General features: G+C 68.7%; 18 protein-coding genes. 7 read left to right on the forward strand and 11 right to left on the reverse strand.

The genetic code is table 11. The features are described from left to right. Positions 1 to 24: 24 nt before the first annotated feature. Positions 25 to 960, reverse strand: coding sequence for a TauD/TfdA dioxygenase family protein (locus tag OP79_RS31505; protein WP_211270897.1), 936 nt, complete (start codon positions 958 to 960; stop codon positions 25 to 27). A 362-nt stretch (positions 961 to 1,322) separates the two neighbouring features. Here OP79_RS31505 and OP79_RS31510 point away from each other — a divergent pair, with 362 nt between their 5' ends. Both OP79_RS31510 and OP79_RS31515 read left to right on the forward strand, forming a co-directional pair. Then, a complete protein-coding gene (locus OP79_RS31510; RefSeq protein WP_033325043.1) occupies positions 1,323 to 3,665 on the forward strand; it encodes a SpoIIE family protein phosphatase in 2,343 nt (780 codons plus the stop codon). A gap of 43 nt (positions 3,666 to 3,708) precedes the next feature. Beyond that, positions 3,709 to 4,659: a formylglycine-generating enzyme family protein gene (locus tag OP79_RS31515; protein WP_078492127.1), complete on the forward strand. Its 951-nt coding sequence runs from the start codon at positions 3,709 to 3,711 to the stop codon at positions 4,657 to 4,659. Position 4,660: 1 nt separating this feature from the next. On the opposite strand, the gene OP79_RS31520 is transcribed toward OP79_RS31515, so the two are convergent. From OP79_RS31520 to OP79_RS31535, 4 genes are all read right to left on the reverse strand, one after another. Further along, positions 4,661 to 5,515 carry a carbohydrate ABC transporter permease gene (locus OP79_RS31520; RefSeq protein ID WP_033325044.1) on the reverse strand — a complete coding sequence of 285 codons (855 nt, stop codon included), beginning with the start codon at positions 5,513 to 5,515 and terminating at the stop codon, positions 4,661 to 4,663. Positions 5,516 to 5,521: 6 nt separating this feature from the next. Continuing rightward, positions 5,522 to 5,662 carry a hypothetical protein gene (locus OP79_RS57280; RefSeq protein WP_245685513.1) on the reverse strand — a complete coding sequence of 47 codons (141 nt, stop codon included), beginning with the start codon at positions 5,660 to 5,662 and terminating at the stop codon, positions 5,522 to 5,524. A 584-nt stretch (positions 5,663 to 6,246) separates the two neighbouring features. Continuing rightward, on the reverse strand, positions 6,247 to 7,590 hold the full coding sequence (locus OP79_RS31530) for an ABC transporter substrate-binding protein (protein WP_033325045.1): 1,344 nt from the start codon (positions 7,588 to 7,590) through the stop codon (positions 6,247 to 6,249). A gap of 82 nt (positions 7,591 to 7,672) precedes the next feature. Further along, the gene (locus OP79_RS31535) at positions 7,673 to 8,695 is read right to left on the reverse strand and encodes a LacI family DNA-binding transcriptional regulator (protein ID WP_033325046.1); all 1,023 of its coding nucleotides are present in this window, start codon (positions 8,693 to 8,695) and stop codon (positions 7,673 to 7,675) included. A gap of 182 nt (positions 8,696 to 8,877) precedes the next feature. Between OP79_RS31535 and OP79_RS31540 the strand changes: the two genes are divergently transcribed. Then, complete coding sequence (locus OP79_RS31540; RefSeq protein ID WP_033325047.1) at positions 8,878 to 10,227, forward strand: glycoside hydrolase family protein; 1,350 nt, start codon at positions 8,878 to 8,880, stop codon at positions 10,225 to 10,227. Positions 10,228 to 10,566: 339 nt separating this feature from the next. Then, on the forward strand, positions 10,567 to 12,186 hold the full coding sequence (locus OP79_RS31545) for a glycoside hydrolase family 43 protein (RefSeq protein ID WP_033325048.1): 1,620 nt from the start codon (positions 10,567 to 10,569) through the stop codon (positions 12,184 to 12,186). Between the two features lie 90 nt (positions 12,187 to 12,276). Here the strand turns inward: OP79_RS31545 and OP79_RS31550 are convergent, their stop codons facing one another. From OP79_RS31550 to OP79_RS31575, 6 genes are all read right to left on the reverse strand, one after another. Beyond that, positions 12,277 to 13,230 (reverse strand): carbohydrate ABC transporter permease, encoded by a 954-nt coding sequence (locus OP79_RS31550; protein WP_245685514.1) that lies wholly within the window; start codon positions 13,228 to 13,230, stop codon positions 12,277 to 12,279. Beyond that, positions 13,230 to 14,114, reverse strand: coding sequence for a carbohydrate ABC transporter permease (locus tag OP79_RS31555; protein ID WP_033325049.1), 885 nt, complete (start codon positions 14,112 to 14,114; stop codon positions 13,230 to 13,232). Before OP79_RS31555 ends, OP79_RS31550 begins: the two co-directional genes overlap by 1 nt. 10 nt (positions 14,115 to 14,124) lie before the next feature. Continuing rightward, positions 14,125 to 15,459 (reverse strand): ABC transporter substrate-binding protein, encoded by a 1,335-nt coding sequence (locus OP79_RS31560; RefSeq protein ID WP_033325050.1) that lies wholly within the window; start codon positions 15,457 to 15,459, stop codon positions 14,125 to 14,127. A 388-nt stretch (positions 15,460 to 15,847) separates the two neighbouring features. Further along, entirely contained in the window at positions 15,848 to 16,933 is a 1,086-nt protein-coding gene (locus OP79_RS31565) for a LacI family DNA-binding transcriptional regulator (RefSeq protein ID WP_033325051.1), read from the reverse strand. A gap of 120 nt (positions 16,934 to 17,053) precedes the next feature. After that, positions 17,054 to 18,067 carry a hydroxyacid dehydrogenase gene (locus OP79_RS31570; protein WP_211270898.1) on the reverse strand — a complete coding sequence of 338 codons (1,014 nt, stop codon included), beginning with the start codon at positions 18,065 to 18,067 and terminating at the stop codon, positions 17,054 to 17,056. Positions 18,068 to 18,430: 363 nt separating this feature from the next. Beyond that, positions 18,431 to 18,724, reverse strand: coding sequence for a hypothetical protein (locus tag OP79_RS31575; protein WP_033325052.1), 294 nt, complete (start codon positions 18,722 to 18,724; stop codon positions 18,431 to 18,433). A 171-nt stretch (positions 18,725 to 18,895) separates the two neighbouring features. Here OP79_RS31575 and OP79_RS31580 point away from each other — a divergent pair, with 171 nt between their 5' ends. Genes OP79_RS31580 through OP79_RS31590 form a run of 3 tightly spaced genes read left to right on the forward strand, consistent with a single transcriptional unit; the run spans position 18,896 to position 22,142 of the window. After that, positions 18,896 to 20,251 (forward strand): extracellular solute-binding protein, encoded by a 1,356-nt coding sequence (locus OP79_RS31580; protein WP_033325053.1) that lies wholly within the window; start codon positions 18,896 to 18,898, stop codon positions 20,249 to 20,251. After that, entirely contained in the window at positions 20,248 to 21,246 is a 999-nt protein-coding gene (locus OP79_RS31585) for a carbohydrate ABC transporter permease (protein WP_033325054.1), read from the forward strand. Before OP79_RS31580 ends, OP79_RS31585 begins: the two co-directional genes overlap by 4 nt. After that, positions 21,243 to 22,142 carry a carbohydrate ABC transporter permease gene (locus OP79_RS31590; RefSeq protein WP_033325055.1) on the forward strand — a complete coding sequence of 300 codons (900 nt, stop codon included), beginning with the start codon at positions 21,243 to 21,245 and terminating at the stop codon, positions 22,140 to 22,142. The genes OP79_RS31585 and OP79_RS31590 overlap by 4 nt, the downstream gene beginning before the upstream one ends.

The following is a 22,142-nucleotide window of genomic DNA, read 5'->3' on the forward strand; positions in this document are numbered from 1 at the left end:
GGATCGGTACGGCCGGCGAGCGGATCAGTACGGCCGGTCGCCCTCGATGGCGACGCGTTCCGCCACGCGGCGGTGCGGAGCGTAGTCGTTGACGGCGTAGTGCTGGGTCGCCCGGTTGTCCCAGAACGCGACATCGCCGGGCTGCCAGTGGAAACGCACCTGGTACTCCGGCACATGCGCCTGTCGGCACAGGTAGCTCAGCAGCCGGTCGCTCTCGCCGCGCTCCATCCCGGTGATCCGGGTCGTGAAGGAGGCGTTGACGAAGAGCAGCCGGCGCCCGGTCTCCGGGTGGGTGCGGACGACCGGGTGCTCCACGGGCGGGAAGGCGTCCTGGAACGGGGCGAGCCGCTCGGGCACGTAGAAGCGGGCGAAACCGGGGATGAAGTCGTGCACGGCGGTGGCACCGTCGATGCGGTCCTTCACCTCCTGCGGCAGATTGTCGTACGCGGCGCCCATGTCCGCCCACATGGTGTCCCCGCCGACCGGCGGCACCTCCCGGAGCTGGAGCACGGCGCCGAGCGCGGGACGCTCCCGGAAGGTGACATCGGCGTGCCAGATGTTCTCGAAGGTCGGCGTGGAGCCGCTGCCCTTGTCGAAGCGCACCACGTCCTCGGTGGAGCCGGTGGCGAGCAGGGGGTTGGTCTCCAACTCGCCCCAGTTCCTGGCGAAGTCGCGCTGCTGTACGGAGGTGAGGTGCGCACCGCGGAAGAAGAGCACCTTCCACTCCAGCAGGGCACGGTTCAACTCCTCGCGCAGGGCGGGCTCCACCGGTCGTGAGAGATCGACTCCCCGCACCTCGGCCCCGATCGTCCGCCCCAGGGGCACGAGCTCGAAGCGTTCGTACGGGCGCTCCTGCCACCCCTCGGGGAGGCGCCGCAGCGTACGCGGCCCTTCGTACATTCCGTCCGGTGGCGTCTGCGCCTCGCGCAGGGTGGAGGGCTTGGTGTCGATGACCGTCATGAAGGCACTCCTCGTGTGAGCAGGCAGGGGTGAACCGGCGGCGGGAACGGCCGGCTGAGAGGTGTGGTCGCGCCGTGCGCGGGAGGGATTCGGCGGGGAACGGCGGTGGCTCAATGGAGCGGGAGAAGGGCCGGGCAGCGCCTCCGGCGGCAGCACAGCTATCGGCCGGAGCGCTCGCAGCCGGTCCGGTCCGGGACGCGCAGAGGCCCCGACGCGACGAAGCAGTGCCTGGTCATGCCGCGATTCTGCGGCCGCTGTCGCGCCCCTGTCAATGACAGCCAGTTGAGTGCCGGCGACAGTCGGTGGAGATGCCGACGACAGCCGGGTTGATGGGAAGCCATGATGCCCTCATTCTGGGGCGTATGGAGCATGTCGCCGCTTCGGCGATCCTTGATGCACAGGGCACGGTGACGGGGTGGAGCGAGGGTGCCCGGAGGCTGACGGGATACGCGTCCGGAGAGGCCGTGGGCCGGGCGGCGGGGGAGCTGCTCGCCGAGGACGTGCCGTCCGGGATCGTCACCGCGCTGACAGGCACCGTCGTGCTGCGGCACCGGGACGGATCCCACCTCGCGCTGGCCCTGAGGGCGAGCCCACTGCTGGGCGCGGACGGTGAAGCGGCCGGATTCGCGGTCACCGCCGAGCGGTCCGACGGGGAAGGGCCCAGTCTGGCGGCGCAGGCCTTCGAGCAGGCGTCCATGTCGATGTCGGTCTTCGACACCCGGCAGCACTACCTGCGGCTCAACGATGTGGCCTGCCAGGTGATGGGTGTCCCGGAGGACACCCTGGTCGGCCGGTACTTCCCGGACACAGTGGAGGACGCCGAGCACAGCCGGGGCTTTCTGCAGCATCTGCGCCAGGTCGCCGACACCGGCGAACCCGTCCACTACGAGAGCTTCACCCGCTCACCCTCCGGCACCCGGTACCACGCCTGGAACCTCGAGATGTGGCCGGTACGGGACCCCTCGGGCGAGCTGGTCGGGACCGCCCTGGCGGCGTTCGACAGCAGCGAGCAGCACTGGGCCCGGCAGCGGCTGGCCCTGCTGAACGAGGCCGCCGCCTCCATCGGCACCACCCTGGACGTGGTGCGCACCGCCGAGGAACTGGTGGAGCTCGTGGTGCCGCGCTTCGCCGACTTCGCCAGCGTGGACCTGCTCGACTGGGTCCTCGGAGCGGATGAACTGCCGGCCCCACAGCGCACCGATGTGGTGCTGCGTCGGGTCGCACACCGGTCCGTCACCACGGGCACGCCGGAGGCGGCCGTCGAGCTGGGCGAGGCGGACACCTATCCGTCGTTCTCCCCGCCCGCGCGAGCGCTGCTGGACGGACAGACGGTGCTCAGCGGGGCCGGGGAGGCGGACTTCGACCGGTGGCTGAGCGGCCATGAGGTGCGTGACGCCAAGGACCGTGAGTACGGCGTGCGGGTCCACTCGCTGCTCGCGGTGCCGTTGCGGGCCCGTGGCACGACACTGGGCGTCGCGGTCTTCGTGCGGGCCGCCAATCCGGACGCGTACGCCGGTGACGATGTCGTTCTGTCCGAGGAGCTGGCGAGCCGGGCCGCCGTCTGTGTGGACAACGCTCGCCGGTTCGCCCTTGAGCGGTCGACCGCGCTGGCCCTCCAGCACAGCCTGCTGCCACGGGGGCTGCCCGGGCAGGCGGCCGTGGAGGTGGCCCACCGCTACCTGCCGAGCGGGGCGGCGGCCGGTATCGGCGGCGACTGGTTCGATGTGATCCCGCTGTCCGGCAGCCGGGTCGCCCTGGTCGTCGGTGACGTGGTCGGGCACGGCATCCAGTCGTCCGCGACCATGGGGCGCCTGCGTACGGCCGTACGGACCCTCGCCGACGTGGATCTGCCGCCGGACGAACTCCTCACCCACCTCGACGACTTGGTGACGCACCTGGCGACGGACGAGAGCACCACCGACGACGTCGCGGAACTGGGGGCGACCTGTCTGTACACGGTCTACGACCCCGTCTCCCGCCGGCTGACCGTGGCCGGTGCCGGGCATCCGCCACCGGCCGTCCTCCTGCCCGACGGCACCACACAGCTAGTCGAGATGTCCGCCGGGCCGCCGCTCGGCGTGGGCGGCCTGCCCTTCGAGGCGACCGAACTGGAGCTGCCCGAGGGCTCGTTGATCGCCCTCTACACGGACGGGCTGATCGAGGGGCGTGATCGCGACCTCGACCGCGGCATCGCCGACCTGTGCCGTGCGCTGACCGTGCCCGCCGATTCGCTGGACGCCCTGTGCGACGCGGTGCTGAAGTCCGTACTCCCGCCGCAGCCCGTCGACGACGTGGCCCTGCTGCTGGCCCGCACCCGTGCCCTGGGCGCCGACCAGGTGGCCACCTGGGACATCCCGCCGGACACCGAGATCGTGGCCGCCACCCGGCGGTACGCCACCGAGCAGCTCACCGCCTGGGGCCTGGACGAGACCGCCTTCGTCACCGAACTGGTCGTCAGCGAACTGGTCACCAACGCGATCCGGTACGGCGAACCGCCCATCCGGCTGCGGCTGATCCGTGACCGCGCGCTGATCTGCGAGGTCTCCGACGGCAGCTCCACCTCACCGCATCTGCGCCGGGCGCAGGTCTACGACGAGGGTGGTCGCGGTCTGCTGCTCGTCGCCCAGCTCACCCAGCGCTGGGGCAGCCGGCAGACCGTCAACGGCAAGACGATCTGGGCGCAGCAGCCGCTGCCGCCGGGCTGACTCGCTCGCCTCGGCGAACCGGGGGCGTGCTGTACTGGGCCGCGTGAATTCGCATTGCTGTGCACCCGGCCGGTCCTCGGAAGCGGCGCCTGCCGCGTCCGAGCCGCCGCCCGTTCCCGGCAGCGGCACGGCGCTTTCCGGCACCAAGGTGGCGCTGCCCGGCGGCACCTTCCGTATGGGCGGCGAGGACGCGGACGCCAACCCCGGTGACGGTGAGGGCCCGGTCCGCGAGGTCACCGTCGGGCCGTTCGAGATCGACACCCGCTGCGTCACCAACGAACGCTTCGCCGCGTTCGTGGACGCGACCGGCTACCGCACCGACGCCGAACGGTTCGGCTGGTCGTACGTCTTCGCCAAGTTCGTGCCGGGGGAGTTGCGCAAGGTGTCACCGCGGCCGGAGGGCACGCCGTGGTGGTGCGGGGTGGAGGGCGCGTACTGGGCGGCGCCGGAAGGACCCGGCAGCGACCTCGACGACCGCGGGGACCATCCGGTCGTCCATGTCTCCTGGGGCGACGCGCTCGCCTTCTGCCGGTGGGAGGGCTCCCGGCTGCCCACCGAGGCCGAATGGGAGTACGCGGCCCGCGGCGGCCTCGACCAGAAGCGCTTCCCCTGGGGAGACGAGCTCACGCCCGGCGGCGAGCACCGCTGCAACATCTGGCAGGGCCGCTTCCCGTTCCGCAACACCGCAGAGGACGGCTACCTCGGCACCGCTCCCGTCGACGCCTTCCCGCCCAACGGGTTCGGCCTGTTCAACACCTCCGGCAACGTCTGGGAGTGGTGCGCCGACTGGTGGTCCACCGACCACGGCACCGGGCCCCACACCGACCCCACGGGACCGGAGCAGGGCACGGCCCGCGTGATGCGCGGCGGCTCCTACCTGTGCCACGACTCCTACTGCAACCGCTACCGCGTCGCCGCGCGCACCAGCAACACCCCGGACAGTTCGGTGGGCAACTTGGGCTTCCGCTGCGTATGGGACCGGTCGAAGGACTGACTCAGCCCTTGACGGCCGAGCTGGCGACGCCCTGGACGAACCACCGCTGGAAGAACACGAAGACGACCAGCACGGGCAGGACCAGGAGCACACCGAAGGCGAGGATCTGGCCCCAGTCCGGGGGCAGTTGGGCCTGGAAGACGCTCATCTCCAGCGGCAGTGGGCGCACCTCCGGATCGGAGACCATCAGGACCGGCCAGAGGAACGAGCCCCACTGGATCAGGAACGTCAGGATCGCTACGGAGGCGAAAGCCGGCTTCGACATCGGGACGATGATGGCGAAGAAAGTGCGCCAGGGGCCCGCGCCGTCGATGCGGGCGGCTTCCTCGATGCTCGGCGGGATCGTGCGGAAGAACGTGTGGAACTGGTAGACCGAGAAGGCGTTGGCGATGAACGGGAGCGCCAGGATGGGCAGCGTGTTGCGCTGGTCGTTGAACATGTAGAAGAGCGGGACCGCCACCGACTCGAACGGGATCAGCATCAGCAGCAGGATGAGGGTGAAGACGGCGTTCTGACCGCGCCACTTCAACCGTGAAAGCCCGTACGCAGCCATCGAGTTGACGAAGAGACCGCCCGTCACCACCACGAACGCCACCAGCAGCGAGATGCCCATGAAGCGCCAGAAGTAGCCGGTGCTCTCGGAGTTGAGGCTGTCGAGGACGGCCGTGTAGTTGTCGAACGACAGGTTGGTGGGCAGGAAGCCCGACAGACCGTTCAGGACTTCGCCGGACGGCTTGAGGCTGCCGATCAGCAGGTAGATGGCGGGCAGCGCGAAGACGAACGCCAGGACGGACAGGACTGCGTAGTCGAGGAAGCGGCGCAGGGGCGTGCGGGTGAGGCCCGGGTTCATGCTCATGGATGCTCAGTCCTCGTTGTCGGGCCGGACGACGCGGCGCTGGATGAGGGACAGGAGGACGACGATCAGGAAGAAGACGACGGTGATCGCGGACGCCTGGCCGATGTTGTTCTGGTCGAAGGCGGTGGTGACGGCCTGGTACATCACGGTGCGGGCAGTTGAGCATGCCCTGATCGCTGCGGGCGAGGATGAGCCGCCAGATCACGGCGACCAGCGCCATCGGGAAGACGACCGGCATGAAGAACAGGGACCGGAACAGACCGATCGCCTTGAGCTTGCGGTTGAGGAGGATCGCCAGGCCAAGCGCCAGACCGGTCTGCACGGGTACGACGACCGCGGCGAAGGTCAGGTTGTTGAGCAGGGCTCGCAGGAACGGGCCGGACTGGTCGGGGTCGGTGAACAGCCGCCGGTAGTGCTCGATCCCGAACCAGGTCGGTTCCAGCGGGGAGCCGAGGCGGACGTTGTAGAAGGAGAGGACGACGGCGTAGCCGAACGGGATACCGACGAAGGCGATGAGTCCGACGACGGCGGGTGTGGACATGAGCAGTCCGTGCAACCAGTCGCGGTTCTTGCGCACAGAACGCGCCGGTCGCGCGGGTTCGACGGAGGTCACGGGTGGGGCCTGCTCCCGGGCATGGGGCGCGGCGTGCGCGGGTTCGACGGATTTCACGGTGGGTCCTGTTCCTGGCGGGGCGGGCGCGGTGTGCGCGGCCCGCCCCGGCCGATGGGTCCTACGGGATCTCGTAGCCGGCGTTGTCGGAGAAGTCCTGGTCGATGGCCTTGGCGGCCTTGGACAGGGCGTCCTTCGGGTCGGCGCCGCTGTAGACCGAGTTGAGGGCCTCGGCGAACTTCGCGGTGACCGTGGGGTATCCGGCGGTCAGCGGGCGGGTCACGGCGACGCAGGACTTGGCGATGTCGGTGTCGCCGCAGGGCTTGGCGAGCTGGTCGGAGAACAGCTGGAGCGGGCCGCCCTGCTTGTAGAGGTCGCTCGCGGCGAGCGCGGACTTGGTGGCGGGCGGGGCGCCGTTGGCCGTCGTCATCGCGGCGACGTTCTCGTCGTTCAGGAGAGTGTCCAGGAACGTGCCGGCGGCCTTGGCGTTCTTGGAGTCGGCGCCGATGCCCCAGGCCCAGGAGCCCTGCCCGGTCTTGGGGCCGTTGCCGAAGTCGGGCAGCGGCAGGACGACGAGGTCGTCACCGAGGGCCTCGCTGTACGCGGGGTACATCCAGTGGCCGACCCAGCTGAGCGGGACGCGGCTCTTGGCGAAGGCGTTGCCGTCGGTGTTGGGGTCGACGTCGGACTTCCAGGACTGGAAGGTCTTCAGTGCCGACACGGTTTCCGGCGAGTCGAGTACGCCTTCCGCCTTGCCGTCCTTGAGGAGGGAACCGCCGGCCGACCAGACGATGGGGGAGAAGCCGTAGGTGCCCCACTCGGTGGTGAGCCCGTTGTTCTCCTGGATGTCGAGGACCTTGCCGTCGGAGTCCTTGGCCTTCAGGGCCTTGAGCGCGGCGGTGAACTCGTCCGCCGTCCAGGCGTCGTCCACGCTCGTCGGGTACTTCACGCCGGCCGCGTCCAGCAGCTTCTTGTTGCCGTAGATGCCCAGGCCCGAGTCATACTGGCCCAGACCGTAGTGCTTGCCGTCGATCTCGCCCTGCGCCTTGATGGCGTCGGTGGCGTTGCTGAGGGTCTTGGCGGAGACGTAGTCGTCGATCGGGGCGAGCTTCTGGTTGAAGACGAAGTTCGCCATCGTCGGGCCGTCGAACTCCATCACGTCCGGCAGCTCCGAGGCGTCCGTCGTCGTGATGGTCTTGGTGTAGTCGTTGCCGGGGATCAGCTTCAGGTCGACCTTGATGTCCTTCTGCGAGGAGTTGAAGGACTTCACCGCGTTCTGTATCGCGGTGTCCTCGCTCTTCTGACCCTGGTGGGCCCAGACGCTGATGGTGCCCTTGCCGCTGCCCGCCTCCGCGGAGGTGTCGGTGCTGCCACCCCCGCCACAGGCGGCCAGCGCCGCCAGGGGCAGGACGAGAGCCAGGCCCGTACTGGCTGTGCGGCGGACTTTTCTGCTGGTCGAACTCATGGGCTGTGCCTTCCGTGCTGTGGCGAGGGTTTGCCGTGCTGACGTGCTGTCTGGGCGTGGGGAGTGGGGCTCGAGGGGCGGGTTACTGCGGTCCGCGCGGTCGGGGAGGGGCGGTCGTCTCGCGCAGGACGAGACGGATGGGCATCTGCACCTGCTCCGTGGGTGGTTCGGCGCCGGGTTCATCCAGCTGACGCAGCAGCAGCCTGGCCGCCTCGGCGCCCTGGTCGGCGACCGGCTGGGCGACGGTGGTCAGGCCGACCACGTCGGCGAGTTCGTGGTCGTCGAAGCCGACGACCGACACGTCCTCCGGGACCCTGAGCCGATGGCGGCGCAGGGCGCGCAGGGCGCCCATCGCCATCTCGTCGGACTGCGCGTACACGGCGGTCGGCGGGCGGGAGGCGGCCAGCAGTTCGGTCATGGCCCGCTCACCGCCCTCGACGGTGTAGTCGCCGTCCGCCTCCAACGCCGGATCGTGCTCGATTCCGGCGTCGGCCAGGACGTCCAGGTAGGCGTTGCGCCGCTCGATGGGGGTGGTCCAGTGCAGCGGCCCGCTGGCTCCGCTGATCATGCCGATGCGGCGGTGACCGAGGTTCACCAGATGCCGTACGGCGCTCTCGGTGCCGGCCCGGTCGTCGATGCCGACGACGGTGAAGCCGGGCCGGGCGCCGCCGACCGTGGTGGCCAGCGGCACCCCCAGCGAGCGCAGTGCGGCCGACTCCTCCTCGTCCGGGATGAGCAGCGAGAGCACCGCGTCCACCCGCTTGCGCACCGGCAGCCTGGTGAAGAAACGCTTGCGTATCTCCGGCGAGCCCAGGTTGTACAGCAGCACGTCGTACCCGGCGGCGCTGAACACGCGCTCGGCGGCGTCCAGCACGGTGCCGAAGAACCAGCGGCCCACGTACGGAACCAGGACACCGATGGTGTACGTACGACCGCTGGCCAGGCTGGCGGCGGAGCGGGACGCGGTGTAGCCGAGCTGGGCGGCGACGGCCGTGATCTTGTCCCGCACCTCGTCGGAGACGCCCGGCCGGCCGCGCAGGGCGCGGGACACGGTGGACGCTGAGACGCCGGCGGCGCGGGCGACGTCGTTGATGCTGGCCGTCACGGCGCAGTTCCTCCCGTTGATTTCACGTCGGTGTGATGTGGGGGTGACGAGACCGTAAACCCGGCCTCCTTGTTGCGCAAGCGTTTGCGTTCAGATTTACTTGGGCCGATTCCAAACTGAGTCCCTTTTAACTTGATGGTCAGCGCACGCGTTTGGGCGCTGTGAGCCGACAGGAACTGCGCATGCGATACGCCCCACCAGGCCTCTGCGTGAACGACTTCGCCCTGCTCCGGGACGAGGACGGCACCTACTCGGTGTTGCACCTTCAGGGGCCCTGGACGGCCGAATTCGATCACCTGCGGATGGAGACCTCGTACGGCCGGGCGACTTCCACCGACCTGGTCCACTGGCAGCCGCAGGGACCCGCCTTCGGCAACGGGCTGCCCGGCCGCTTCGACGCGCAGGCGGTGTGGACGATGCATCCGTTCCGGTACGGCGACGGAATGGCGATGTTCTACACCGGGGTGAGCGGGCTGACTTCGGCCGGCTGGCCGCTCCAGGCGGTCGGTCTCGCATACTCCGACCGCACTGACGGCACCGGTTGGCGGCGCCACGGAACCGGACCGGTCGTCGAGGCGGACCCGCGCTGGTACCGCACCGGCGAGCAGATGGGCTGGCGCGACCCCTTCGTCGTACGCGACGACGAGGGCGACGGCTGGGTCATGGCCGTCTGCGCGAGCGACGCCTCCCTCCCGGTGGAGGTCAGCGGCTGCGTGGCCCTGGCCACCTCCGACGACCTGGAGCACTGGACCGTCCACCCGCCGCTCGTCTCACCCGGCGACGTCAACGAGTTGGAGTGCCCGGTCCTGGAACGCCTCGACGACGGCAGCTGGCTGCTGCTCGGCTCCATCGGCTCCACCCGGGGCTTCGAGGCGTGGACCGCCCCGGCCCTGCGGGGACCCTGGACCCGCCGCGGCCCGCTCGGCCCGACCGGCTCGTACGCCCCTCGCGTCATCGCCGCGCCGGACGGCTCCCGCGTCGTCCTGCACACCACACCGCGCCAGGTCGGCCTCAGCGATGCCGGGGAGCACTGCCGCGGCATGCTCGCCCAGCCCAAGTCCCTTGTAGTGCAAGGCGATTCAGCGCCTCGTCTGGAATGGTGGCCCGGCCTGAACGCCTGGCTCGGCGAGGAGACCGACCGGCCCACCCTGCACGCGGTCGGCGACATCGGCATCACCGGGCCCGTCGAGATCACCCTGCGCACCGACGCCGCGGACGATGGCCGAGCCGCTCTCGCCGTGGGCTGCGACGGCAAGAACCTCTGGATCACCGGCCCCGACGGCACCCGGCTCGGCGAGACCATCCTGAGCGAACCCGCGGCCTCGCTGCGCATCCTCACCATCGGCGAGTACGTCGAGGTCTACGCCGACGGAGTCTTCGCCCTGACCACCCTGTGCTACACCGGGCACCCCACCCCGTGGACGGCCGTCACCGAAGGACGCGAACGCACCGTCCCCGTCCGCCCGATCCGGCTGCCCGACCCCAACCGCGACGACGCCTCGGCGATCTGGCCCGGGCCCGTACCCCGGTGACGTGCGGGGCTCTGCCCTGCGATCGAGCCCTGGGCTTCGCATGTCCGTGCCGCGGCGGCCCGGACACCAGCGAAAGTTTCGAGTAGCGCAGCTCACGCGAAAGAAGCGTTGACCCCGATAGCAACCGGTTCCTAGATTAGGTGCGTCTCAACTCGGCGTAAGCGGTGGACGGCGGGACCGTCATCGCTCACGTCGATCACGGCTACCGCGATCTTTTGAGCGTCACCGAACTGCCCCGCGCGGCGGGGGCTCCCGAGGTCCCCGCCGCGCGGTGGCGTCCATGCCGCCCCTGGTCCAGCCGCCTCTGAGACACCTGAGTCATCTGCTGAAAGGACCGGCATGACCTCGGGCCACCTCCGCAACCCCGTGCTGCCCGGCTTCCACCCGGACCCGAGCATCCTGCGCGTCGGTGCGGACTACTACATCGCCACGTCGACCTTCGAGTGGTACCCGGGTGTGCCCCTGCACCGCTCGACGGATCTCGTCCACTGGGAGCCGGCCGGTCACATCCTGGACCGGCCAGAGCTCCTCGACCTGCGCGGAGTCGCCGACTCGGCCGGTGTCTGGGCGCCCTCACTGTCGTACCACGAAGGGCAGTTCTGGCTCGTCCACACGATCGTCCGCACCATCGGGAGCCCTTACAAGGACGTCGACAACTACCTGATCACGGCCCCGTCGATCGAGGGCCCGTGGTCGGAGCCGGTGTTCCTGAACTCCTCCGGCTTCGACCCGTCCTTCTTCCACGACGAGGACGGCCGCAGCTGGCTGCTGAACATGCAGTGGGACCCGCGCGAAGGGCACCCGTCCTTCGCCGGGATCCTGCTCCAGGAGTACGACGCCGACAAGCAGGCCCTGATCGGCGAGCCCCGCACGATCCTCACGCACGACGAGCTGATCGAGGGCCCCAACGTCTACTTCCGGGACGGCTGGTACCACCTGATGCTCGCCGAGGGCGGCACCGGCTGGAACCACGGCATCCTGATGGCCCGCTCACGCGAGTTGACAGGACCGTACGAACTCGACCCGCTCGGCTCGCTGTTGACCACCCGGGACGCCCCGGACTGGCCGCTGCAGAAGGCCGGTCACGGCGAGCTGGTCGAGACGCCGGCGGGGGAGTGGTACCTCGTCCACCTGGCCTCCCGGCCCGTAAAGACGCCCGACGGGCCGCGCTGCGTTCTCGGCCGGGAAACCTGCCTGCAGCGCGTGACCTGGACGGACGACGGCTGGCTGCGGCTGGCCGATGGGGGCCGACGGCCGAGTCTGGAGGTTCTGGCACCCACGGGGGTGGAGCCGGGACCGCCGGGCCCGGTCGCCGGACCCCCCGCACGCGACGACTTCGACTCGCCTTCCCTCGGCGGGCATTGGAGTACGCTGCGGGCGCCCGCGACCTCCGAGTGGCTGACGCTCGGCGAACGCCCAGGACATCTGCGGCTGCGCGGCCGGCAGAGTCCGCACTCGCTCTACGACCAGAGCCTGCTCGCGCGGCGGCTCACCTCGGTGCGGTGCGAGGTGACGACGGTCGTCGACTTCCGTCCCTCCCACTTCAGCCAGCTCGCGGGCCTCATCTGCTGGTACGACACGTCGACGCACTACTACCTGCGCCTCACCCATACCGAGGGCAGGGGACGGGTCCTGGGCGTGATCCTCACCGACGACGGGGCGTACCGGGAACTCCCGGAGTCCGAACTCGACGTCGACGACTGGCCGTTGACGTACCTGAGGGCCCGCTTCGACGGCCCGGAACTGCGCTTCTTCGCCTCCCCTGACGGGACGGACTGGCAGGCCGTGGGCCCGGTCCTGGACGCGAGCAAGCTCTCCGACGACTACGGGAACCGGTTGCGGTTCACCGGTGCGTTTGTCGGGATCTGCGCGCAGGATCTGGGCGGAACGCGCGCTCCGGCCGACTTCGACTGGTTCGAGGTGCGGGATCTCGACGGCGGGGACGGCGGGCAGGAGTAGGGGTTCTTCGCCGGCAGTGCCCGGCGAACGCCTCGGCGGTCAGCGACGAAGTCACGTCGCTGACCGCCGAGTTGCGTTCCAAGGGCTTGGTTACTTGAGTGCGCCCAGGGTGACGCCGCTCCGCCAGTAGCGGCGCATCGCGACCATCATGATCGCCATCGGGATGATGGACAGCAGCGCGCCGGTCAGGACGAGGCTGGTCACGTCGATGCCCGATTCCAGGCGCTTGCCGGACCAGTTGTACAGACCCAGGTTGAGCGTCCAGTTCTCCTCGCCGCGCAGCACGGTCAGCGGGAGGAAGAAGGCGTTCCAGGTGTTGACGAAGGCGAGCAGGAACACCGTCGCGCCGCCCGTGGTCATCATCCGCAGCACGATGCTGAAGAAGATCCGCAGCTCACCGGCGCCGTCGATCCGGGCCGCCTCAAGCAGCTCGAACGGGATCGTGGCCTCCGTGTAGACCTTGGCCAGGTACACGCTGAACGGGTTGATCAGGCAGGGGATCAGCATCGCCCAGGGGGTGTCGACCAGGCCGATCTCCGAGAACATCAGGTACAGCGGCAGGGTGAGCAGCGCGATCGGGATGAGGAAGGAGCCCACCACGGTCGCGAACACCACGCCCCGCCCGGGGAAGTCGAAGCGGGCAAGGCCGTAGCCCGTGAGGAGGGCGATGAGGGTGCCGCCGAGGGAGCCGACTCCCGCGTACAGGAACGAGTTGGCGGTCCAGCGCAGGAAGATGCCGTCCTCGTACGTGAAGACCTGCTGCAGGTTCTCCCACAGGTGGAAGCCGGAGAACCACAACCCGTTGCTCTGGTACAGCCCCACGCGGTCTTTGGTCGCGGCGATGATCAGCCAGTACACCGGGAACAGGCTGTAGGCGCTGGCCAGGACCAGACCGACGAGGATGAACCGCTGCCCGCCCCGTGACCGGGCAGCGGGATCCGGGCGGGTGCGCCGGCGGACGCCGCTGCCTCCGCGGGGCGGCACGGCGGCGGTCTCCGCACCGTTTCCCGTGTCGTTTTCCTTACGGTCTTTCGTCAGTGCCATCAGTCCGCCTCCCTCGAGGTCAGCCGGTAGAAGAGGAAGGACGCGACGCCGAGGAACAGGGCGAGCAGCACCGACAGGGCCGCGGCGTAGTTGTAGTTGCCGGCGTTGAACGCCTGGTTGTAGATGATCATGATCGGGGCGAAGTCGTCGCTGACCGTCTGCGGGGTCACGTTCCTGAACAGCGCGGGCTCGTTGAAGATCTGCAGCATCTGGATGATCGACAGCAGAGCGGTCAGGACGAGCGCGCCGCGCACGAACGGGATCTTGATGCTCCGCGCGATCCGCAGCTCGGAGGCGCCGTCAAGGCGTGCGGCTTCGAACAGCTCGCGGGGGACGGACTGGAGCGCCGAGTAGATGATCACCATGTTGTAGCCGATACCGTGCCAGGTCAGCAGGTTGCCGATGGCCGGCCACACCATCGAGGGCGCGAAGAAGTTCCAGTCGAAGCCGAACAGCTCGCCGAGCGGTGTCAGCGGGCCCACCGCGGGGCTGTACAGGTTGACCCACACGATGGCCGCGACGACGCCGGGGATCATGTACGGAACCAGCAGCAGGATCCGGAACCGGCCGGCCACCTTCGAGGTGACCGCGTCCAGCAAGAGCGCCAGGAACAGGCTGACCAGCAGCATGAACGGGATCTGGACGCAGGCGAACAGCACCACCCTGAGGATGGACGTCATGAACGCCGAGTCGGTCAGGCCCTGCTGGTAGTTCTCCAGGCCGACGAACTCCCTGGTCGCGCCGCCGAGACCGAGTCCGGACTGCTTCTGCAGATACAGCGACTGGTAGACCGCGTAGCCGATCGGAAGCAGATAGAGGAAGACGAAGCCGAGCTGGAAGGGCACCGTGAAGGCGGCACCCTTCCAGCGCAGTGAGCGAATCATGGAGTGTGCCTCAGCCCTTGACGCTGATGCCGCGCTGCTTCAGGTCGTTGACCGTCCACTCCTGCATGTGCGCGAGCAGGTCGGTGACCTTCTGCTTCTTGCTGACGACCGCGGCCCACTCGTCCTGCATCTCCGTGAACATCGCGGTCCAGTTCGGGCCGAAGGTCCAGTCGGTGTTGACGGTGCCCAGGCTGTCCGTGACGATCTTCTTGGCCGGCTCGTAGTTCTTGCCGAGCAGCTTCTCGGAGATCGCCTCGGAGACGTACGCCTCGCTGTCGGCCAGTGCCGGCATCACACCGCTGCCGGTCTCCGGGCTCGCCATGGTCTTGACCGCGCCGGGGTCGGTGGACATCCACAGCGCCGCCTCGGCGGCCTGCTCCTTGTTCTTGCACTGCTCGGACACCAGCGTCAGGTTGCCGCTCTGGTTGGTGCCCGCAGGCGTCTTGGGCGCCTCGCCCTTGAAGGTCGGCCAGGGGGACAGCGCCCAGTCGCCGAAGGACTTGGTGAAGTTCTGCACCATGCCGGACATCTGCCAGGTGGAGATCTGCCGGGTCGCGGTGCCGCCGTTGTCGTAGTTGCGCTGCACGGCCGCGTAGTCGGCGAAGGAGAGCTTGGAGTTCAGGTCGTTGTCGATGATCTGCTGGATCACGTCGGCGGCCTTCAGGGTGCCCTCGTCCTGGAAGTTCACCACCCAGGAGTCGCCCTCGACGGAGTACCACTGGGCTCCGGCCTGCATGGCGAGCACCTCCAGGGTGCTCGGGTCCTCACCGGCGTAGTTGGTGATCTTGATCTTGTGCTTCTTCAGCTCCTTGCCCGCGGCGATGAAGTCGTCCCAGGTCGCGGGGGCCTTGAGGCCGTACTTCTCGAAGAGGTCGGTGCGGTAGATGGTGAAGGCGGGCGCCGAAGCGGTGGGGACGCCGTAGACCTTGCCCTGTACCTGGCCGGTGGCCCACGAGCCGGGGTTGAACTTGTCCTTGTCGGCCTCGACGTACTCGGTGATGTCGGCGAGCGCGCCCTGGGAGACCCAGCTCGTCACGTACTCGCCGGTGTTCTGCATCATGCAGGGAGCGTTGCCGGCCTTGACGGCGTTGGTCAGCTGCTTCTGCATGGTCAGCTGGTCGGTGACCTTGGTGTACTTGAGCTGGACGTCCTTGTGGCTGGCGTTGAACGCCTTGACGACGGCCTCCTGGCCGTTGGCCCAGCCCCAGAAGTCGAGGGTGACCGGGCCGGAGGACTCGGCGGGCTCGTCGTCTCCGGAGCCGCCGCAGGCAGCGAGCAGACCTGTCAGGGCGAGGCCCGCGACAGCGGCGCGAGCGAACCTTCTCCGGGGGGTGGTGAAGTTCATCGTACGGTCATCCTTCGAGGCGTAGACGATCGCGGAAGAGGGGTGGCTCGGTGGGGCGACGGCGAGCGGGGAAGACGTCGGCTCGTGTCTCGGAAACCCTCTGCGGAAGCTGTAGAAAACGGTTGCTGTGAAACGTAGGTCGCCCGCTCTGATTCACGCAAGAGTCCGACGGCAAATTGTTAAGTTTGGTTGTCGGTGGCATTGCGTGCCATCGCTGTCGTGTCCCACCCGCGCACTGAAGCGAAAGCACAGGTCAGCGGGGTGGGAGTCGATTCCTGCGGCACTCTTGGAGCGCTGCAGGGCGTCTTCGAGCATCCTCGAAGACGTTTACGTAACAGCAATCATCCCGGCGCTTACGACTGCCGGGCTGGGGGCACTTCCCAGGCTCTTAAGACACCGGGGGAGACTGGACGGAGTGCCGTACGACGACGTGCGTGCCCAGCACCACATGGTCTCCGTCGCCGCCCTTGCGGCGGCCGGCACCGGTCTCGCGCCGGTTGGCCACCGCGCGCAGCGCGACGCGGCCCATCTCCTCGTACGGCACGTGAACGGTGGTCAGTTGGGGAGTGAGCTGAGAGGCCAGCGGGATGTCGTCGTAGCCGACGATCGACACGTCCTCGGGCACCCTGAGCCCTCCCGCGCGCAGGGCCTGCATGGCGCCCGCGGCGACCACGTCGGTCCCCGCGAGCACCGCCGTGAAGTCAAGGCCGAGGCGCAGGCTTTCCTCGACGGCGTCGTACCCGTGCTCGTAGTCGTACGGGCCGTGCAGCACCAGCTTCGGATCGAAGGGCACGCCGTACGCTTCGAAGGCCCGCCGGGCGCCGTTCAACCGGCCCTGGGCGGTGGTGAGTTCGGCGTGGCCCGGCAGCACCAGGACGCGGCGGTGACCGGCGGACAGGAGGTGGCTGGCCATGGCGTAGGCGCCGCCCTCGTTGTCGTAGTCGACGGTCGTCGCCGGTACGTCGCCCTCCAGCGGGGGCCTTCCCACCAGCACGAGGTGCGAGCCGGCCGCGTCCAGGGAACGGGCGAACCGGGCCATCCTCAGCTGGTACTCGTCGTAGTCGTACGCGCCGCCGAGCAGTATCACCGCGGCGACGCCCTGCTGGCGCATGAGGTTGACCAGCGCCAGTTCGCGTTCCGGGTCGTCTCCGGTCGTGCCGACCAGCGAGAGCCAGCCGCGCAACGAGGCGGCGCCCTCGACCCCCTTGGCCACGTGGGTGAAGGCGGCACCGGTGATGTTGTTGATGAGGATGGCCACCGTCGGCGTGCCGCCACCCGCGAGTGAGCGGGCGTGGGCGTTGGTGACGTAGTCCAGGTCCTGAACCACCTTCATCACCCGGCGGCGCAGTTCCTCCGACACCGGATAGTTGCCGGACAGGACGCGGGAGACGCTGGCGACCGAGACGCCCGCCTGTGCCGCCACGTCCCGGATGGTGGCCCGTCCGGAGTCACCCGACGCCGTGCGCTCACTCACCGTTGCGGCTCCTTCACCGTAGCGACTGCCCACCGGATGAGCCGGGACCCTGCCCCGGGCCGGTGCGGGAACCGTATCCCATTGTTTCTCCGGGGTGGTCGCGGGTGCGCGGGGCGGAGTTCAGGCGACATGGGCCAGGTCTGCATGACGTACCTCGTGGACCGGCGGCAGTCCTGCGGAAACGCGTTCCAGCTCATCGACGACGATGCCACCGAGGCGGGCCAGCTCGTTGCCGAGGGAGCCTGCGATGTGCGGCGTGAGGAAGACGTTGGGGAGCTTGTACAGCGGAGATCCGGCGGGCAGCGGTTCGGGCTCGGTGACGTCCAGTACGGCGCTGAGCCGGCCGCTGACCAACTCGTCGGACAGCGCGTCGGGGTCGACCAGGGCTCCGCGGGAGGTGTTGATCACCACTCCGCCGTCCCTGATGAGGGCGAGCTTGTCGCGGTCGAGCATGCGGTGGGTCTCGGGGATGTCGGGGGCGTGCAGGCTGACGATGTCGCTGCGTCTGAGCAGGTCCTCGAGCGACAGCAGTTCGGCGCCCAGCGCCGCTGCTTCCTCGGCGTCCGCGTAGGGGTCGTACAACGCGACGGAGAGGTCGAAGGGCCGCAGCAGTTCCAGCAGCCGGCGGCCCACGCGTGAGGCGCCGATGATCCCCACCCGGCGGCCGAGATTGCCCGTGGCCGCGGTCTCGGCGGTGGACGGGTAGGCGTGGGTGTCCCGGAAGCGCTCGCGGTACGCGAAGGTGTCCTTCCCGGCGAGCAGGATCATGCCGAGCGTGTACTCCGCGACCGGCAGCGCGTTGCCGGTCACCGCGCTGGAGACGCTGATCCCGCTTTTCCACAGAGCCTCGCCGACCAGCGAGCGGACCGAGCCCGCGGCGTGCAGGACGGTGCGCAGGTTTGGTGCCGCGGCGAGGACGTCCGCATCGAGGTGGGGGCAGCCCCAGCCGGTGATGAGCACCTCGGCCCGGGCCAGCGCCGGGGCGGCGTCGGGTGCGGTGAAGTCCTGTACGACGAGCGTGGTGTCGATCTCGGCGACCTGCTGGAGCCGTGCCATCAGCGGCGGAGGGAAGAGCAGGGGGAGGTGCACCGGATCCATGGCGAACACGGCCCTCGGCGGCTGGGCGCTGGTCATGACTCTCCTGAGGTGCTGGGAAACGTTTTCTGAAAGCGTCTTCTACCGTAAGTCTGACGTGAGGGGTGGTCAATGTGCTTGATGACCGCCGAGTATGGCGTTTCGCGAGGTGCTCGGCTGTTCTCGGGCACCTGAGGCAACGCAGCGGCAGGCGGCGGAGCAGCGGGTTCGGTGGTTCTGCCGTGCCAGAGGGGGCGGTTCGCCGGTCGCTGTCGATGGTGACGCGACCCTACATGTCGTCGTAATCGGTTACGGAATGTTTCGGCCAGTGGAGGGTGCTCCGCTCGGCCGGCCCGCTGTTGGGTGCCAGAGCCGTGTCGGCGCTCGCGACCTCCCGCGCGGCGAGGTCGCCAAGATTCACACTCACACGCCGTCGAAGGTGTGGTTCATCCCGGCCACGACCGCCGCACGCGGATTGACCGACAGCTGATCACCGGCGCGTCCGTCGAGATCAGCAATCGGTTTCCCCTTGGCTTTGGCGACCAGACCGCACGCCAGCAGCTCGTTGACGATGGCCGAGACCGTCGTACGGGACGCTCCCGCCGGCCGTGTCGACGCCGCACGACGCAGGGGGCCCTGATCGAGCAGCAAGGCCAGGAGCTGCTCCTGGTTGGTTCGCCGCAGACTCCGGAGCGACCCTCCGGCCGTCTGACTCATGTCGCCGAGGTTACCCAGTCTTTTCGAAAGTTCGTCAAGGCTCTTGACGCAGATTGCAGAGAGGAAGAAGCTCTGCCCACCCACTCATAGCAACCGGTTGTCGAAACCCGGTCGGCTCTCTGTCGGCTCCCGTCGGCTTGTCCAGTTCCCCAGCAAGAAGGTGAGGCGTACATGCACGCACACCCCGGTGCTCCTCCCAGCCGCCGTCGGTTCCTCGCACTTTCGGCGGGTGGTGCCGCGGCCGGAGCGGCGGCCCTCAGCGGCTGCGCGCTGTCGACCGCGGGCGCCGCGAGCGGCGGCGGGAGCGGCGAGAGCATCACGATGATGGTCAAACTCGACGACATCTCCCCGGAGCTGATCCAGCAGGCCCAGAAGGAACTCGGCATCAGGATCACCGTGGTGCAGGACGACATCACCCGGCTGATCGCGATGCTCACCAACGGCAACCCGCCGGACCTGGTCCGCGGCCTCGGCGCCATGGACGCGCCGTACTTCGCCGCCCGGGGTGTGGCCGAGGACCTGGACCCGTACTTCGCCAAGTCGACCATCCTCAAGACGGACGACCTGGACCCGGCCAACGACGTGTGGCGCTTCGACGGCACGACCCAGGGCAAGGGCCCCCGCTACGGCATGGCGAAGGACTTCTCCCAGGACGCGATGTTCTGGTACAACACCGCGCTCTTCGACAAGGCGGGCGTCGACTACCCATCCGACACCGAGTCGATCACCTACGAGGAGTGGCTGGAGAACGCCAAGCGGCTGGTCCAGCGCAAGAACGGCCAGACCACCGTGTACGGAGGCAGCTACAACGGTGTGAACCTCACCATCCTCCTGACGAACCTGACGGCCGCCGCCGGAGGCAGCCTGTTCTCCGATGACTTCAGCCGGGTCGACTTCACCAGCCCCGAGGCCCGCAAGGCCCTGACCTGGTACGTCGAGTACGCCAAGACCAAGACCGGGCCGAGCCTCATCCAGCCCAACCCCGACACCTGGGACGGTCCCACCTACGTCGCGAACCGCATGGCCATGTCCGGCAACGGCTACTGGCTCGGCGGCATGATCAACGCAGACCCGAAGATCGCGAAGATCTCCCGCCTCGCCCCCGCACCCGTCTTCGAGGGCGGCCCACGGCTCAGCTCCTGCCAGGCCGGCACCGGCATGTGGATGCCGAAGAAGGCACGGAACAAGGATGCGGCCTGGCGGGTCTTCGAGTGGTTCTTCGGTGAGGCGCCGGCCAAGGGGCGCGCGGAGGGCGGCTGGGGGATACCGACGCTCAAGTCGCTGCGCCCGCTGATGCCGCAGAAGGAGGACTACCAGAAGCGGGTCTTCAAGGTGCAGGAGGCCGAGTTGAAGCACTTCTCGGTGACCCCCTTCACCCCTTACGCCAAGTGGGACGGCATGGAAGCCCTCATCAACCAGGTCATGCCGGCCGCGATGAACGGCCAGATCTCCGTCGACACCCTCGCGGGACGCCTCAACTCGGCCCTCAACGAGCAGCTGAAGCGCGGTAAGGAGCAGGTGGGATGACAGTCGGCCAGATCTCCGAGGTCGCCGAGCGGCCACGGGCCGTCGCAGGCACCGGCGCCGTACGCTCCGGCGGCGGGTCCCGGACCTCCATGACCGCTCGCCGGCACCGGGCGTTCTACATGTTCACCTCGCCCTGGATCATCGGCTTCCTGCTGCTGACCATCGGCCCGATGGCGTACGCGCTGTGGCTGAGCTTCACCACCTTCGACGGCATCTCGCCCAACTGGCGCTACGTCGGACTCGGCAACTACCAGGAGCTGCTCTCGGACCCGGTGACCTGGGACGCCCTGGGGCGTGCCGGTCTGTTCGCGATCACCTCGGTACCCCTGTCGATCATCGCGGGCATGATGCTCGCGGTCCTGGTCAACCGGCCGCTCAAGGCGCGCGGCCTGTGGCGCACCCTGCTCTACCTGCCTGCCGTGGTGCCGCCGGTGGGTGCGGGCCTCATCTTCAAGCAGCTCTTCAACCGGGACTCCGGCGCCACCAACGGTGTCCTCAACATCTTCGGCATCGACGCCATCGCCTGGCTCGACGACCCGTACGCCCGCTACGTGATCCTGATGACGGTGCTGTGGGCGGCCGGAAACATCATGATCATCTCGCTGGCCGGGCTCCAGGACGTACCCCGCGAACTCCACGAGGCGGCCCGGATCGACGGCGCGAGCGCCTGGCGGACCTTCCGCAGCGTCACTGTGCCGCTGCTCTCGCCGGTCCTGCTCTTCCAGGCCGTGACCGGGATGATCGCCTCGGTGCAGACCATCATGCCGATGCTGCTCGCCGCCAACGCCACCCCGGCGGGAGTCACTTCGATCCCGCAGTCCAACTACATGTACATGATGCACGTGTTCGCGCAGTACTTCGCGCTCGGCCGCTACGGCTACGCCTCCGCGCTCCTGTGGGTGCTCTTCGTCCTGATCCTCATCGCGACCGGCCTGATCTTCAAGTTCACGTCCGGTGTGGTGTTCTACAACGTCGACCCGGAGGCGAAGAAGTGACCGCCACCACCGTGCCCCCCAAGGCCCCGCGGACCTCCATGGAACCCAAGACCCCCGATTCCGGGGGCCGGGTGCGAGTACGCAAGTCCCGCCTCGTCCTCTACACCGTGCTCGTCGTGATCACCGGCCTGATGCTCGGCCCCTTCGGCTGGCTGATCCTCACCGGTCTGAAGACGACGCCCGAACTGGCGGCCTCCCCGGTGCGCTGGCTGCCCGAGAACTTCCAGTGGCACAACTTCGCCGATGCCTTCACCGCCATCGACTTCCTCGGGTACTCCCGCAACTCCCTCATCATCTCCCTGATCTACGCCACCCTGGTCACCCTGAGCTCCGCCTGGGTCGGCTTCGGCTTCGCCCGCCTGAGCGCCCCCGGCAAGAAGGTCCTGTTCGGTGTGCTGCTCGGTTCGATGATGCTGCCGCAGATGATCACGCTCTTCCCGACGTACCTCATCTTCGCGAAGGTCGGCATGGTCGACACCTACTGGCCGTGGGTGCTGTGGGGGCTGTCGGCCGCCCCGTATCTGGTCTTCCTCTTCCGGCAGTTCTTCGCCGGGATGCCGCGGGAGCTGGAGGAGGCCGCGATCATCGACGGCGTCGGCTACGCCGGAATCTTCTGGCGGATCTTCCTGCCGCAGTCCTGGCCGGTCCTGTCCGCGAGCTTCGTGATCGCCTTCACCTGGACCTGGGGCGACTTCATCGCCCCGATGCTGCTCCTGTCCAGCGACAAGACCACGCTCTCCGTCGCCATCATGACCTCCTATGTCACGGACGGCGGGCTGCCCGTCAACAACCTCCTTGCCGCGGGCTCCGTGATGTACGTCGTCCCCATCCTGCTGATCTTCCTCGTCGCCCAGCGCGGTTTCGTCGCCGGGATGTCCACGACCGGACTGAAGTAG

Source organism: Streptomyces yerevanensis (assembly GCF_000716805.1).
GTDB classification, from domain to species: domain Bacteria; phylum Actinomycetota; class Actinomycetes; order Streptomycetales; family Streptomycetaceae; genus Streptomyces; species Streptomyces flaveus.

Bases quoted from the DNA above. Each gene is read 5' to 3' on its own strand.
- OP79_RS31585 (WP_033325054.1), top strand. From the start codon at position 20,248: ATGACAGTCGGCCAGATCTCCGAGGTCGCCGAGCGGCCACGGGCCGTC.
- OP79_RS31550 (WP_245685514.1), bottom strand. From the start codon at position 13,230: ATGGCACTGACGAAAGACCGTAAGGAAAACGACACGGGAAACGGTGCG.
- OP79_RS31540 (WP_033325047.1), top strand. From the start codon at position 8,878: ATGCGATACGCCCCACCAGGCCTCTGCGTGAACGACTTCGCCCTGCTC.
- OP79_RS31510 (WP_033325043.1), top strand. From the start codon at position 1,323: ATGGAGCATGTCGCCGCTTCGGCGATCCTTGATGCACAGGGCACGGTG.
- OP79_RS31580 (WP_033325053.1), top strand. From the start codon at position 18,896: ATGCACGCACACCCCGGTGCTCCTCCCAGCCGCCGTCGGTTCCTCGCA.
- OP79_RS31520 (WP_033325044.1), bottom strand. From the start codon at position 5,515: ATGAGCATGAACCCGGGCCTCACCCGCACGCCCCTGCGCCGCTTCCTC.
- OP79_RS31570 (WP_211270898.1), bottom strand. From the start codon at position 18,067: ATGACCAGCGCCCAGCCGCCGAGGGCCGTGTTCGCCATGGATCCGGTG.
- OP79_RS31545 (WP_033325048.1), top strand. From the start codon at position 10,567: ATGACCTCGGGCCACCTCCGCAACCCCGTGCTGCCCGGCTTCCACCCG.
- OP79_RS31575 (WP_033325052.1), bottom strand. From the start codon at position 18,724: ATGAGTCAGACGGCCGGAGGGTCGCTCCGGAGTCTGCGGCGAACCAAC.
- OP79_RS31560 (WP_033325050.1), bottom strand. From the start codon at position 15,459: ATGAACTTCACCACCCCCCGGAGAAGGTTCGCTCGCGCCGCTGTCGCG.
- OP79_RS31505 (WP_211270897.1), bottom strand. From the start codon at position 960: ATGACGGTCATCGACACCAAGCCCTCCACCCTGCGCGAGGCGCAGACG.
- OP79_RS31530 (WP_033325045.1), bottom strand. From the start codon at position 7,590: ATGAGTTCGACCAGCAGAAAAGTCCGCCGCACAGCCAGTACGGGCCTG.
- OP79_RS31555 (WP_033325049.1), bottom strand. From the start codon at position 14,114: ATGATTCGCTCACTGCGCTGGAAGGGTGCCGCCTTCACGGTGCCCTTC.